A 15,754-nucleotide genomic window follows, 5' to 3' on the forward strand; every position below is an offset into this window, starting at 1 on the left:
GAGATGAGAAAGGGACAATTAAACTTACTTTTACTCACTGGCTTATGTTTTTCGGCATTTTTTCACAAGACTAATGCAACAGAACTTGATGAAAATTGTGTCATAAATATTTTAAATCGTACCATTCAAGTAAGTGAAGATGGCGGCTGGGCGTTACCAAACGTTCCTTCTAATATGGGGCAGATCAGAGCCAGAGCGACCTGTAAATTGGAGGATGGCCGAACTGTCTCTGGTCAAAGTGATTACTTTAATGTGGTACGTAACGGCATCACAAAAGTTGGTGATATCAAATTTGAAACATTGGATCCTATCCCCGTATCATTGAGTTTCTCGACGACCGATACGCTTCTTCTAAACAATCCAGAACAAACCTTTCCTTTAACCGTCACTGGCTTTTTTGCCGATAGCAGTGTAGATGACTTAACCGCAGGGGAAAAAGGAACAAACTACTCGAGTACAAATGAGAATATAGCTACTGTTAGCCCAGACGGTTTGGTTACAGCTAAAGCCAACGGTGTTGCACTCATCAGTGCTAGGAAAGATGGTGTCCTAGCTAGCCGTCGAGTAGAAGTCAAAATCGGTGGCGATCTCGATTCGGACGGAATTCCAGATGACGCAGAGCGTGCGCTTGGACTTAACCCAAATGACCCAATTGATGCGTTAGAAGATCACGACAACGATGGGTTATCGGCGCTCGAAGAGTATCAGGCGGGTACCAACATTTTTGAAGCCGACACAGATGGTGATGGTCTTACTGATTTAGAAGAACTTACTGGTGGAACGAATGGTTATGTTACTAATCCGCTTCTAGCTGACTCCGATGGTGATGGTATTTCTGATGGACTGGAAATAGCCGGTGGTTCGGATCCGAATGATTCAGCAAGCGGTGATTTGGCAGACTATCTTGATTTCATAACGGTATCCCCAGAGAACTTATTCCTAACTTATAATGCCATTGATGGTGAAGCTAGCGGCAAGCTTTCTGTCACAGGCTACATGCTTGACGGTACTTCTGTAGATTTAACCCAGCAATCTAGTGGCACACGCTATACTACCGACGATATAACCATTGCTAACTTTGGCTTATCAGACGGCGAAATTTTTGCTGGTCAATCAGGCGAAACGAAAATAACGGTGACCAACCGTGATGAAAGTTTCGTTGTTAATGTGACCGTGACTCAGTTCGATCCAGTTGTGCAATCTACGGTGTCTATTCCGGGCTACGCAAATAATGTGGATATTCAAGGTAACTTAGCTTATATAGCGGCTGGCGATTCTGGGCTGCAAGTGATTAGCGTCGTAGATACCTTAAATCCTGAAATCATTGGAAGTGTAGATACACAGGGTATTAGCATCGATGTTAAAGCAGTTGGGTCATATGCTTATTTGGCTGACGGTTCTGAGGGTATGCAAATAGTAGATATATCTGAACCTGAAAACCCGAAAATTGTATCAAAACTTGACACTGCAGGTATTGCTCAAGACTTATCGGTAAAAGGGGACTTCGTTTTTGTTGCAGATGGCTCTGCAGGTATCGAAATATTCAATGTTGCGAATCCTAACAAACCTTTTGCAGTTGGTTCTACCGAACACCTTACCGATGTAAAAGGTATTGCTGTAGAAAACAACTTTATGGTCGCCGTGGGTGGTACAACGTTATCCTTGTTTGATATTGAAGACCCATCAGCACCATTACACCTTTCTTCGGTTAATATCGGCACAGTTAAAGACGTCGAAATCAGCAATGAGTATGTTTATGTGGCAGCATACAGCACTGGCTATCGTATCTATAAGATTACGGATGCTGGAATGTTGGAGCTAAAAGGCGGAGACAGGACCTTCGTTCCACGCGATGTTGCGGTGACAAATGGCTTTACCTTTTTTGCTGAGCAATTATTCCCAAATGTAGTTGCTTATGTGAATACTAAAAATCCTGACGAACCTTTCTTTCAGGATACGATCAACCTTTCTCCTTTAGGTGATTACGCAGGTACCGGTATTGCGCTTAACGCAACCCATGCTTTTATTACAGAAGAAAGATATGTTGTGGGCTCAGACTACAAAGCGACGGGCGATACGAAACTGTTTATCGCGCAATATAGAGAGCTAAACGATGCGAATGGAATACCTCCAACAGTCTCGCTAGTTGAGCCTGCATCAGACGGCGTTACAGTTGAAGGTGCCAGACTAACGTTAACTGCAGATGCACAGGATGATATTGCCGTTGGCAAAGTCGATTTCTATGTCAATAATCTGCTCGTAGCGCAGGATACAACCTATCCATACTCAGTTCCTTTCACCGTACCTCAGGATGTAGGAAATATTGCGGTTAAAGCAGTGGCTACAGATCTAGGCGCTAATAGTACAACAACAGTTACCGTTACGCTTGAAGTGCAAAATGATGAAGACGGTGACGGTCTCGGTGATGAAGAAGAAGCTAATACGTGGATGACGGATGCCAATAACCCTGACACCGATGGGGATGATCTGTCAGACGGGGAAGAAGTAGCGCGTGGTATTAACCCTAACAATCAGGATTCCGATGGCGATGGCAGAAAAGATGGCGATGAGATAGCAGCAGGTACCGATCCAGCAAACCCTGATATTGTTGCGCCTACTATAATTACAACTGAGCCAACTGCTGACCAAACTGAGGTGGCGGAAAATAGTGCTATTATTGTTACTTTTTCAGAGGCTCTATCACGTAAGTCTGTCAATGCTAATTCTATTCGTGTGTATGGAGACGGTGGAGTACCAGTTTCGGGGAACGTTAAGTTAATTGGCGGTGATACGCAGGTATTGTTTACGCCTAATGCACTAATGGCAGATTACACAGTGCATGAAGTTGTTACCGGTATTGTAAAAGACACTGCCGGTAACTCATTGGCAGAAGAACACCAGTTTACTTTCGAAACCGGAAATACTGTTGATACAGTTAGACCGACTGTTAGCAATATTAACCCAATTCACAACGCAAAAGATGTGCCCGTGAATATTGCATTAACTGTGGTGATGAGTGAACGTATCGACCCGGAAAGTGTAACCAATGATAGCTTCTACATCGAAGATAACTCGACAAGAGAACTTATTGAAGGGTTAATAGATGTTAAGGACGATAGCACAACTATCACTTTTACTCCTAATGCGGCGTTTCTTGTGGGAAGGCAGCACAGAATATATTTGGGAAGTGGAATTAAAGACCTCTTTGGTAATTCCATGTCTAATCGTAATTACTATTTTACTACAGCGTTCGATGCTGATGGTGTTGCTCCACTAATCAATAGTACCAGTGTTATTGAAGGAGAAACATCTGTACCTGTTAATGCCAGGTTCAATATAAGGTTTGATGAAGCAGTAAACAGCTATTCAACTAAGAACATACGACTCTTTAAGGAGGATGTGGTTGTTGCAGTGGACCTTACTAATAGCAGTGATCTGCGTACAGCAACCTTAAAGCCTAAGTTAAATTTGGAGCCTGAGACAGTCTATACCCTAGTTGTAGACGGTATTTCTGACCTTAGTGGTAATCTGCTTGAATCTGCGCAATCAACCTCTTTTACGACAGGCACTCAAACTGATACACAAACAGGGTCATTGATAAGTTACAGCCCGAAAAGTGGTGCAACGGACGTGGCATTGAATGCGACGATTACGGCAGACTTCAGTGAGCGTATTGACCCGACATCACTGACCAGTGAGTCATTCAGGTTGTATAACAATACGGAAAAACGTAATGAGGCTGCGACATTGAGCCTAAGTGCAGACGGTAAGCGTGTGACGTTAACCCCGGATGCATTGTTAGAAGAAGGGCATCATTATTACGTGTATATCAGTTGGGGTAGCTACCTGAAGGATATCGCAGGTAATAACGTGGGCAGTTATCATCAGTATACGTTTACAGCAGGTGACAGTGAAGATGCGCAGGCGCCGAGTGTTATAGCAAACAACCTGTCGCAAGGGTTAACGGATGTACCAGTGAATGCCCCTGTGAGACTGTTTCTGGATGAGGCGTTAGCGGCACATTGTGTGAATGAAAAGACGGTATCGCTCCAAAGCAGTACAGGTGCAGTATCGGGCAGTGTAGCACTGAGCAGTGATCGCAGAACGATTACGTTCACGCCGGATGAATATCTGATGGCGGGTGAAGCTTATGAGCTGATTGTTGCGGGAGTGTGTGATGTAGCGGGTAATGAAGTTGTTGAGTATCGCATGGACTTCACAGCCGACAGTAGCGGCAGTGTTGATACTGCCTACCCAAGAATAAGCAGTGTTACACCGACAAACAATACAGCAGATGTATCAGTTAACACAGCGATTGTGGTGACCTTTAACGAAGCAGTCGATGCACTAAACATTAATGAAGCAGTGCGAGTTCAGGTGAATGGCCAAAGTGGCTATGTAGCGGGTGACTATCAGGTAGAAGGCAGCGTGGTGACGTTTACGCCAAGTGAGCCATTACCGGGTAGTACACAAATCAGAACAAGCATTTACTACGTCAAAGATAGAGTTGGAAATAGTGCATGTTGTTGGAATTATTACTTCACAACAGAAGACGAGCTTGATACTACGGCACCAATCGTAAGCAGTATAAGTCCGGCAGACGGAGCCATGGATATAGGAGTAGGTACGCCAATCGTACTAAGCTTCAATGAATCGTTAAATGCAGCTACGGTTAACAGTAATCACTTCAAGTTGTATTCAGAGGGCAGCATTATTACGCCGAGCGTTTACCGCTCTGCAGACAGTAAAACAATCACGTTGCGTGGCACCTGGCCAGCCGGGAAGTCACTGTCAGTAATCGTCACGGACGATGTGCAGGACTTAAGCGGTAATGCAATGGCGGATTATGTCAGCCTATTTAGCACAGCAGTGGTAGATAATGACAATGGTAGGCCAAGTGTCTCACGCCTATACCCGAACAGTGGTGCCAATAATGTACCGAGTGTCGGCAGTATAGTGATGTACACCTCAGAGCCAATGGATGAAAGTTCCTTACATGAGGCCTTCCATGTAGCGGAAAACGGTGTACTGGTAGAGGGACAGATTACGCTGTCAGCATCAGGTCAGGCAATCGAATTCACACCAGATGAAGCCTTTGTAGAAGGAGCACTCGTTCATGTTTATCTGGATAGCACAGCACGTGATGATTCAGGTAATGCGATGAACCATTATCAAGGTCAGTTCCGCATGGCGACAACTACGGCAACAGCAGGGGTGCGACCAACGCCTAATGCTTATCTGCCAAGTAATGGTTTAACCAATGTGTCGCTAAATCCGACCATGCGTATCGTTTATAACCAAGATATGGATGAGACTACCATTACCGATGAATTCATTGTGATGCGAAACAATGATGGCAGTGCCTTCCCTGCGACGATAAGTCTGGCAGATGACTTACGTACAGTGGAAATCACGCCGCAATCACTCTTATCGGCCGACAGTTACTATTATGTGAGCCTATCAAGTAACATTCTGGATACAGATGGTGACCGTCAGTATTGGAGTCGCAGTTATGGCTTCACCACAGGTGAAGCAGCGCTAGAAGACTTACAGGCCCCACGAGTAACTGCGATGAGTCCGGCAACGGGAATGGAAAATGTGGCATTGAATCCGCGTTATCACGTGCGCTTTGATGAAGCGATTAACCCATACAGCTTCGAACGCATAGCAGATATGAGTATCTCGTACAGTGCAAGTAATACCGAAGTGTTGTACCACCGTTACTCACCATTACCAGAGAGTACGGAACACACAGAAACAATTACACAGGTAGAAGACTTGTCGGGCAATAAAGTTGTTTCACACAGTGAAACCTTTACAACCGGAACAGGGCCAGACCTGACAAGCCCGAATTACAGTACTTATCTACCTTACGCGAACAGTACAGTTGCAGTAAATAGTAGTGTGATCTGGGTAATGAACGAGGTTGTTGACCCACTCACGGTGAACAGCAGCACCGTATATGTACGAGATGTAGACAATGGTTGGACCCATGTCGCGGGTAGTGCCAGTATTGGTCAGGATGGTAAGACAATCACTTGGGTGTCAGACAATGTACTGACAGCGGGTAGACGGTTTAATGCCAGAATCGACGGTGTAGCGGATATCAGTGGTAATACAAACTCATCAGATAGCTTCTACTTCTATACCAGTTTGGAAGAAGATACAGCAGCACCAGTTGTAACTGGCACGTCAGTGCACGAAGGCTTAACCGATGTGGCGGTAAATGCCCGAGTGAGAGTGAAGTTTAGTGAAACGATAAGTCATTTATCACTGGGTGACATTACCCTGACTCATAACGGTGAGCAGATTGCGGTAAATCGTGCACTAGACAGCTCACATACGCTGGTCACGCTCACTCCTGTGACCCTGCTTCCGGCGGGCGAGACGCTAAGCTTGAATGTAAGCGGTGTGAAAGACCTGGCAGATAACGTGCAGGTAGAAGACATCAATATCCACTTCACAACAGAGCTGGGTATCGATACGCAAACAGGGTCATTGATAAGTTACAGCCCGAAAAGTGGTGCAACGGACGTGGCATTGAATGCGACGATTACGGCAGACTTCAGTGAGCGTATTGACCCGACATCACTGACCAGTGAGTCATTCAGGTTGTATAACAATACGGAAAAACGTAATGAGGCTGCGACATTGAGCCTAAGTGCAGACGGTAAGCGTGTGACGTTAACCCCGGATGCATTGTTAGAAGAAGGGCATCATTATTACGTGTATATCAGTTGGGGTAGCTACCTGAAGGATATCGCAGGTAATAACGTGGGCAGTTATCATCAGTATACGTTTACAGCAGGTGACAGTGAAGATGCGCAGGAGCCGAGTGTTATAGCAAACAACCTGTCGCAAGGGTTAACGGATGTACCAGTGAATGCCCCTGTGAGACTGTTTCTGGATGAGACGTTAGCGGCACATTGTGTGAATGAAGAGACGGTATCGCTCCAAAGCAGTTCAGGTGCAGTATCGGGCAGTGTAGCACTGAGCAGTGATCGCAGAACGATTACGTTCACGCCGGATGAATATCTGGTGGCGGGTGAAGCTTATGAGCTGATTGTTGCGGGAGTGTGTGATGTAGCGGGTAATGAAGTTGTTGAGTATCGCATGGACTTCACAGCCGACAGTAGCGGCAGTGTTGATACTGCCTACCCAAGAATAAGCAGTGTTACACCGACAAACAATACAGCAGATGTATCAGTTAACACAGCGATTGTGGTGACCTTTAACGAAGCAGTCGATGCACTAAACATTAATGAAGCAGTGCGAGTTCAGGTGAATGGCCAAAGTGGCTATGTAGCGGGTGACTATCAGGTAGAAGGCAGCGTGGTGACGTTTACGCCAAGTGAGCCATTACCGGGTAGTACACAAATCAGAACAAGCATTTACTACGTCAAAGATAGAGTTGGAAATAGTGCATGTTGTTGGAATTATTACTTCACAACAGAAGACGAGCTTGATACTACGGCACCAATCGTAAGCAGTATAAGTCCGGCAGACGGAGCCATGGATATAGGAGTAGGTACGCCAATCGTACTAAGCTTCAATGAATCGTTAAATGCAGCTACGGTTAACAGTAATCACTTCAAGTTGTATTCAGAGGGCAGCATTATTACGCCGAGCGTTTACCGCTCTGCAGACAGTAAAACAATCACGTTGCGTGGCACCTGGCCAGCCGGGAAGTCACTGTCAGTAATCGTCACGGACGATGTGCAGGACTTAAGCGGTAATGCAATGGCGGATTATGTCAGCCTATTTAGCACAGCAGTGGTAGATAATGACAATGGTAGGCCAAGTGTCTCACGCCTATACCCGAACAGTGGTGCCAATAATGTACCGAGTGTCGGCAGTATAGTGATGTACACCTCAGAGCCAATGGATGAAAGTTCCTTACATGAGGCCTTCCATGTAGCGGAAAACGGTGTACTGGTAGAGGGACAGATTACGCTGTCAGCATCAGGTCAGGCAATCGAATTCACACCAGATGAAGCCTTTGTAGAAGGAGCACTCGTTCATGTTTATCTGGATAGCACAGCACGTGATGATTCAGGTAATGCGATGAACCATTATCAAGGTCAGTTCCGCATGGCGACAACTACGGCAACAGCAGGGGTGCGACCAACGCCTAATGCTTATCTGCCAAGTAATGGTTTAACCAATGTGTCGCTAAATCCGACCATGCGTATCGTTTATAACCAAGATATGGATGAGACTACCATTACCGATGAATTCATTGTGATGCGAAACAATGATGGCAGTGCCTTCCCTGCGACGATAAGTCTGGCAGATGACTTACGTACAGTGGAAATCACGCCGCAATCACTCTTATCGGCCGACAGTTACTATTATGTGAGCCTATCAAGTAACATTCTGGATACAGATGGTGACCGTCAGTATTGGAGTCGCAGTTATGGCTTCACCACAGGTGAAGCAGCGCTAGAAGACTTACAGGCCCCACGAGTAACTGCGATGAGTCCGGCAACGGGAATGGAAAATGTGGCATTGAATCCGCGTTATCACGTGCGCTTTGATGAAGCGATTAACCCATACAGCTTCGAACGCATAGCAGATATGAGTATCTCGTACAGTGCAAGTAATACCGAAGTGTTGTACCACCGTTACTCACCATTACCAGAGAGTACGGAACACACAGAAACAATTACACAGGTAGAAGACTTGTCGGGCAATAAAGTTGTTTCACACAGTGAAACCTTTACAACCGGAACAGGGCCAGACCTGACAAGCCCGAATTACAGTACTTATCTACCTTACGCGAACAGTACAGTTGCAGTAAATAGTAGTGTGATCTGGGTAATGAACGAGGTTGTTGACCCACTCACGGTGAACAGCAGCACCGTATATGTACGAGATGTAGACAATGGTTGGACCCATGTCGCGGGTAGTGCCAGTATTGGTCAGGATGGTAAGACAATCACTTGGGTGTCAGACAATGTACTGACAGCGGGTAGACGGTTTAATGCCAGAATCGACGGTGTAGCGGATATCAGTGGTAATACAAACTCATCAGATAGCTTCTACTTCTATACCAGTTTGGAAGAAGATACAGCAGCACCAGTTGTAACTGGCACGTCAGTGCACGAAGGCTTAACCGATGTGGCGGTAAATGCCCGAGTGAGAGTGAAGTTTAGTGAAACGATAAGTCATTTATCACTGGGTGACATTACCCTGACTCATAACGGTGAGCAGATTGCGGTAAATCGTGCACTAGACAGCTCACATACGCTGGTCACGCTCACTCCTGTGACCCTGCTTCCGGCGGGCGAGACGCTAAGCTTGAATGTAAGCGGTGTGAAAGACCTGGCAGATAACGTGCAGGTAGAAGACATCAATATCCACTTCACAACAGAGCTGGGTATCGATACGCAAACAGGGTCATTGATAAGTTACAGCCCGAAAAGTGGTGCAACGGACGTGGCATTGAATGCGACGATTACGGCAGACTTCAGTGAGCGTATTGACCCGACATCACTGACCAGTGAGTCATTCAGGTTGTATAACAATACGGAAAAACGTAATGAGGCTGCGACATTGAGCCTAAGTGCAGACGGTAAGCGTGTGACGTTAACCCCGGATGCATTGTTAGAAGAAGGGCATCATTATTACGTGTATATCAGTTGGGGTAGCTACCTGAAGGATATCGCAGGTAATAACGTGGGCAGTTATCATCAGTATACGTTTACAGCAGGTGACAGTGAAGATGCGCAGGAGCCGAGTGTTATAGCAAACAACCTGTCGCAAGGGTTAACGGATGTACCAGTGAATGCCCCTGTGAGACTGTTTCTGGATGAGGCGTTAGCGGCACATTGTGTGAATGAAGAGACGGTATCGCTCCAAAGCAGTACAGGTGCAGTATCGAGCAGTGTAGCACTGAGCAGTGATCGCAGAACGATTACGTTCACGCCGGATGAATATCTGGTGGCGGGTGAAGCTTATGAGCTGATTGTTGCGGGAGTGTGTGATGTAGCGGGTAATGAAGTTGCTGAGTATCGATTGGCTTTTACCACTGAAAACACGGGTGAAGTAGATAATTCTTACCCAACCCTTACAGCTATGACACCAGCACATAGTTCAACAGGCAATGCAGTTAATGCGCCTATCGAGATGACTTTCAGTGAGCCACTTGATATTAGAAATATTACGTCTAATCATTCAGGCGGTGAGATTCGAATTTATTCGGGGTCAAATTATTACGACGGCTTTTTCTCATTCGATGGTAATGTCGTTATCTTTTCGCCGACCAATCCGTTGCCGCAAAATACGCAAATTACGATTTATCTACGATATATTAAAGACCGCGTTGGTAATTCATATTGTTGCAGAAGTTATTCGTTCACAACGCAAACCTTATAAGTAGTTTAAGGAAAGTCAATGAAAACAAAAAAAAACGGAGTCTTAGTCGTAAGTGTCGGTGTTGTAGCTATAGCGGCACTGGGTTACCTGGTTTTCAGCGAAAATAGTGAGAATCCGCGGTCACATACTGTTAATGAAAATCTTGAGGAGCAGGCCATAGGTCAGGAGAAGGACAGTAATATCGTAAATGTTCCTGTTGTGTACCCTGATTATCGTCCGAAGGTTGCAAAACAAAATGCGAGTGATAGCACCGAGACAAACAACGCTAATGTCGATGCAATGTTACAGGAATCTGAAGAGAAGCTTGTTGCAGCTATTACTGCTTTCAACGATGCCCTTGATGATCCAACAGCGCAAAAAGAAATAATACAAAAAAGCAAAGAAGCACGAGAAGCAAAGAAAAGGGCGATCTTGCAGAAGCTAAAGAATGGAGACTTGTAGCAGTATGAAGTACCTAATACTCTTTTTAAGTATTTTTTTTGGGTATAGCGGTTTAGCTAAAGCAAATGATGCAAATAAACTAAACGCAAAAATAATCCCTACCCCAGAGGTATATAGTGATTTTTTAATAGAGCCTTGGAAACCGAGCGCACCCAGCGTAATTGTTTTTAAAGATCCTAATTGCGGTTATTGTATTCGCGCACTGAAGGCGTTAGATAAATACAAAGACTACAACGTGTTTATGTTTTGGTCTCCGATTTTGGGAGATTACAGTGACAAACGTGTTGCAGCTATTATGAAGTGTGATGATCCAATTAGTCAGGGCGTTTTTGATGACGTTATTACTCGCACGCCAATTGACTGCAAAAGTTCGGATGCCCTAAACCAAAGACATTTCAGGTTGCAACAGCTGAATAAAGAAATTGTTCAAAATTACAACCCTCAGTCAGTACCTTCTTATTATTTCGGCGGGCAAAAAGTATATCTGAGCTCGTTGAAAAAGTTCAAGCAACAACTCACCAATGGTATTACACCAGTACAACTTGATTGGGCCCGATATGAAACATTGCGTTTAAAGCAGAGTGGAAATCAAGGGTTAGCTAACGCAATCCTATTTGTATCTAATGAATTGTCTACCAACAAGAGTCTCATTTCTTCACTGGAAAATGACTTTCGTTACAACTGGCATCTTGCTCAGAGTACTTGTGAAAACAAAAATTGTACAAAAGATGAAGAATCAAATCGCTCGGCAGAGCTGAGACTATTAATGGATGTACCAGAAGGTGCTCAAATTGCGTTAGCGATTGATGGTATGGTTATTCAATCAGAACGCATCAACCAATATCTAAGCAATGACTCTATTAATGCAATCAATGTTCTTTAGTTAATCTGTCCTAGCTCAGACCTGATCTGACTGTTCCTCTGTTTTTCTAGTTGCATCGTCAGATTAGATTTGAGCTTAATTTTTTCAGCCCAATTCTGTTTCCCACCAATTAATTTTTCCATTGGCGTTCTGCCACAGCATATTTTGCCTTGATGATATTGTTCACTAATTTAATATTTCAGCTACTCGTCTAGATTTTTTCTGCAACATCTCCAGCGAATCATAAATTTTCTTGCTGGATGTGACCTGATAAAACTGGTTGAGATTGGTTTTGGGAGAGCTTTCACAGATCCCATTAGTCTGTGGATGAGACACTATTGATAGACTATGAAATCATTTCTATCAGCACGATATAATTATCAAGAGAAATTTGCTCGGTAATGAAACCGCTAACCTAACTTGGTAATTACACTAACTTAAATTAACTCATTAGCTACGATCGGCTATATAGGGGCCAAGATAGAAAAAATACGAGGCTGCTAGAAGCCCCATGGCTTGGTTCCACGCTTGTTCTGCGTGAGCATTCCAGAATCGTTAGAAACCATTCCAGCTTTAGAATGGAAACTACAATAATACTTGACTAAAATACTAGGTCTTATACTTGACCATTTTAGTCAGGTATGTGAAAATTCTTGCTATCTTAATAGCGGGAGGATTCTATGAAATTAACATCTAAAGGGCGCTACGCAGTAACGGCAATGCTTGATGTAGCATTGCATTCAACACGCGGTCCTGTGCCTCTCGCTGATATCTCTGAACGCCAAGCTATCTCGCTATCTTATTTAGAACAGCTTTTCTCTCGATTACGTAAAGATCAGTTAGTCGATAGTGTTCGCGGGCCCGGTGGCGGCTATTTACTAGGGCGCGATGCAGCCAATATATCAATTGGTGAAGTTATTCGTGCGGTAGACGAATCTGTTGATGCTACCCGTTGCCAAGGGCAAGCTGACTGTCAAAGTGGTGACCGCTGCCTAACCCATAGTTTGTGGCAAGATTTGAGCGATCGTATAAGCTCCTTTTTAAACGATATTACCCTTGGTGAATTAATGGCGAAGCGCGATGTTCAGGAAGTGGCTGGGCGTCAAGATAAAAGCGCGTCTCTTCGTAATGTCGCCAACGATATCGAAGTTAGTTTTCAGTTATAACATCAGCTTTAGAGAATGTATTAATCGCTATGTCTCGTACAAAACCTATTTACTTAGATTATGCCGCTACCACACCTGTCGACCCAAGGGTTGCAGAGAAAATGGTGCAGTGCCTGACGATAGACGGCAATTTCGGTAATCCTGCTTCCCGTTCGTATCGTTTTGGTTGGATGGCCGAAGAAGCAGTAGACGTCGCCCGCAATCAGATAAGTGATGCGCTGAACTGCGACCCACGTGAAATTGTATTTACCTCAGGTGCGACAGAGTCAAATAATTTAGCTATTAAAGGTGTAGCCGAAGGCTATGCGAATAACGGCAAACATATCATTACCGTTAATACCGAACACAAAGCAGTATTAGATACCTGTGAACATTTAGAGAAGCAAGGTTTTGAAGTGACATATCTAGACGTAGATGCGTCGGGTCTTATTTCAATTTCACATCTTGAAGCGGCCATAACTGATGAGACTATTTTAGTCTCAGTAATGCATGTGAATAACGAATTAGGTGTCGTTCAGGATATCAGCGCGATTGGTGAGCTTTGCCGAGCGAAGAACATTTTGTTTCACGTAGATGCGGCGCAGAGCGTAGGTAAACTTCCTATCGATTTGCAAGCCTTGCCAGTCGATTTGTTATCTATTTCGGCACATAAAATTTATGGTCCGAAAGGCATGGGGGCCTTATACGTTCGCCGTCGTCCAAAAATTAATTTAGCTGCCCAAATTCATGGGGGCGGGCATGAGCGGGGTATGCGTTCAGGCACACTAGCAACCCATCAAATTGTGGGCATGGGCGAAGCAATACACTTGGCCTATCAGCAGCTAGAACAGGATTCAGCCCACATTAGCGAGTTGAAAACAGCGTTATGGGAAGGGCTAAGCCAGTTAGATGATATTCACCTTAATGGCCATGAAACTCAGCGTATAGCGAACATTTTAAATGTGAGTTTTGGTGGTGTGGATGGGGAAAGTATGATGATGGCGATGAATGATATTGCGGTATCTTCTGGCTCTGCCTGCACATCGGCAAGCTTAGAACCTTCATACGTGTTACGCGCCATTGGTAGAAGTAGTGAACTTGCTCACGCTGGCATACGTTTTAGTATAGGTAGGTTCACCACATTAGATGATATTACCTACGTCATCAGCAAAGTCACCGATGTGGTTACCCGTTTACGTGAAGCAACAGTGCTGGCTGCAAGCCGATAGCACCTTTTATCGCACGTCATCGCAGTTAACGATTGGTACGATATTTAATTTTTATTTAACAAGGCTGTTGAATATTTGAGTGAAATACTCAGGTATTATATAATACGGCTCCAAAATTTTAGGCTGTCTAGATATTCGATAGGAATATCGCAAATACGTTTTGGCAATTAGATAAATAGCCAAAACGGCAACGTGACTTACTGGCAAGACCGAGAGGCCAGTAGTGAAGGCAGCAAACGCAGGCAAACAAGTGAGATCCCAACATGAGTGAACAGATCGAACAGGCGTTAGAAAGAAAGTACGATGCTGGATTTTATTCAGAGATCGAATCTGAGACTTTTGAAAGTGGCCTCGACGAGTCAGTAATTCGCCGTATTTCAGCAATGAAAGACGAGCCAGAGTGGATGCTAGAGTGGCGCTTAAAGGCGTATCATTCGTGGCTTGAAATGGAAGAGCCTGATTGGGCCCATGTCGATTATCCTAAAATTGACTATCAAGCCATTTCTTATTACTCGGCACCAAAGAGTATGAAAGATAAGCCTCAGTCACTTGATGAAGTTGACCCTGAACTACTGCGTACCTACGAAAAGCTAGGTATTCCGTTGCATGAACAAGAAATGCTAGCGGGCGTTGCAGTAGACGCGGTATTCGACTCAGTATCAGTGGTAACTACTTTTCGCAGCAAGTTAGAAGAAGCGGGTGTTATCTTTTGCCCTATTTCAGAAGCGCTTGTGAAATATCCAGATTTAGTGAAAAAGTACATCGGCTCGGTAGTACCGCGCACCGATAACTACTTTGCCGCATTAAACAGTGCTGTATTTACCGATGGATCATTCGTTTATATTCCAAAAGGCACACGTTGCCCAATGGAGCTTTCTACCTATTTCCGTATAAACGAAATGAACACAGGTCAGTTTGAACGTACTTTAATTGTTGCCGAAGAAGGCAGCTATGTAAGCTACTTAGAAGGCTGTACTGCACCTCAGCGTGATGAAAATCAATTGCACGCTGCGGTGGTTGAATTGGTTGCTATGGATGACGCTACTATTAAGTACTCAACCGTACAAAACTGGTACCCAGGTGATGAAAACGGTAAAGGTGGTATTTACAACTTTGTGACCAAACGTGGTATTTGTCATAAAAACGCAAAAATTTCGTGGACCCAAGTTGAAACGGGTTCAGCGGTGACGTGGAAATACCCAAGCTGCGTACTTAAAGGTGATAATAGCGTAGGTGAGTTTTACTCAGTGGCGTTAACCCGTGGTAGGCAGCAGGCCGACACGGGTACTAAGATGATTCACCTTGGTAAGAACACACGCTCTACCATTATCTCTAAAGGTATTTCAGCGGGTAACAGTAACAACGCCTATCGTGGATTAGTGCAAATGGGCCCACGTGCCGATGGCGCACGTAATTTCACAGAATGTGACTCGCTATTAATTGGCGATAAATGTGGCGCACACACGTTCCCGTATATAGAAAGTAGAAATCCAAGTGCCATTGTTGAGCATGAAGCAACAACGTCGAAAGTTAGCGACGAGCAGTTGTTCTTATGTAAACAACGTGGTTTAGACACAGAAAAAGCCGTTTCTATGATTGTTAACGGTTTCTGTAAAGAAGTATTCAAAGAGCTGCCGATGGAATTCGCCGTAGAAGCCGGCAAGCTGCTCGAAATTAGTCTTGAAGGTTCAGTGGGGTAA

Annotated in this window: 6 protein-coding genes; all 6 read left to right on the forward strand. The window is 44.6% G+C overall.

Annotated elements, in window-relative coordinates; translation table 11 throughout:
* Nucleotides 1-3 precede the first annotated feature (3 nt).
* The 6 genes from R1T43_RS07090 to sufB all read left to right on the forward strand — a co-directional run bounded on the left by R1T43_RS07090 (nucleotide 4) and on the right by sufB (nucleotide 15,754).
* Nucleotides 4-10,377, forward strand: a complete 10,374-nt coding sequence (locus R1T43_RS07090) for an Ig-like domain-containing protein (RefSeq protein ID WP_317354399.1) — start codon at nucleotides 4-6, stop codon at nucleotides 10,375-10,377.
* An 18-nt stretch (nucleotides 10,378-10,395) separates the two neighbouring features.
* Nucleotides 10,396-10,818: a hypothetical protein gene (locus R1T43_RS07095; RefSeq protein ID WP_317354402.1), complete on the forward strand. Its 423-nt coding sequence runs from the start codon at nucleotides 10,396-10,398 to the stop codon at nucleotides 10,816-10,818.
* 4 nt (nucleotides 10,819-10,822) lie between these two features.
* Nucleotides 10,823-11,701: a thioredoxin fold domain-containing protein gene (locus tag R1T43_RS07100; RefSeq protein ID WP_317354405.1), complete on the forward strand. Its 879-nt coding sequence runs from the start codon at nucleotides 10,823-10,825 to the stop codon at nucleotides 11,699-11,701.
* A gap of 659 nt (nucleotides 11,702-12,360) precedes the next feature.
* A complete protein-coding gene (iscR, locus tag R1T43_RS07110) occupies nucleotides 12,361-12,846 on the forward strand; it encodes a Fe-S cluster assembly transcriptional regulator IscR (RefSeq protein WP_057790573.1) in 486 nt (161 codons plus the stop codon).
* A gap of 29 nt (nucleotides 12,847-12,875) precedes the next feature.
* Entirely contained in the window at nucleotides 12,876-14,054 is a 1,179-nt protein-coding gene (locus R1T43_RS07115; RefSeq protein ID WP_317354408.1) for an IscS subfamily cysteine desulfurase, read from the forward strand.
* 263 nt (nucleotides 14,055-14,317) lie between these two features.
* Nucleotides 14,318-15,754, forward strand: coding sequence for a Fe-S cluster assembly protein SufB (sufB, locus tag R1T43_RS07120; protein ID WP_057790577.1), 1,437 nt, complete (start codon nucleotides 14,318-14,320; stop codon nucleotides 15,752-15,754).

The sequence above is a fragment of the Alteromonas sp. CI.11.F.A3 genome, from assembly GCF_032925565.1.
Lineage (GTDB): Bacteria > Pseudomonadota > Gammaproteobacteria > Enterobacterales > Alteromonadaceae > Alteromonas.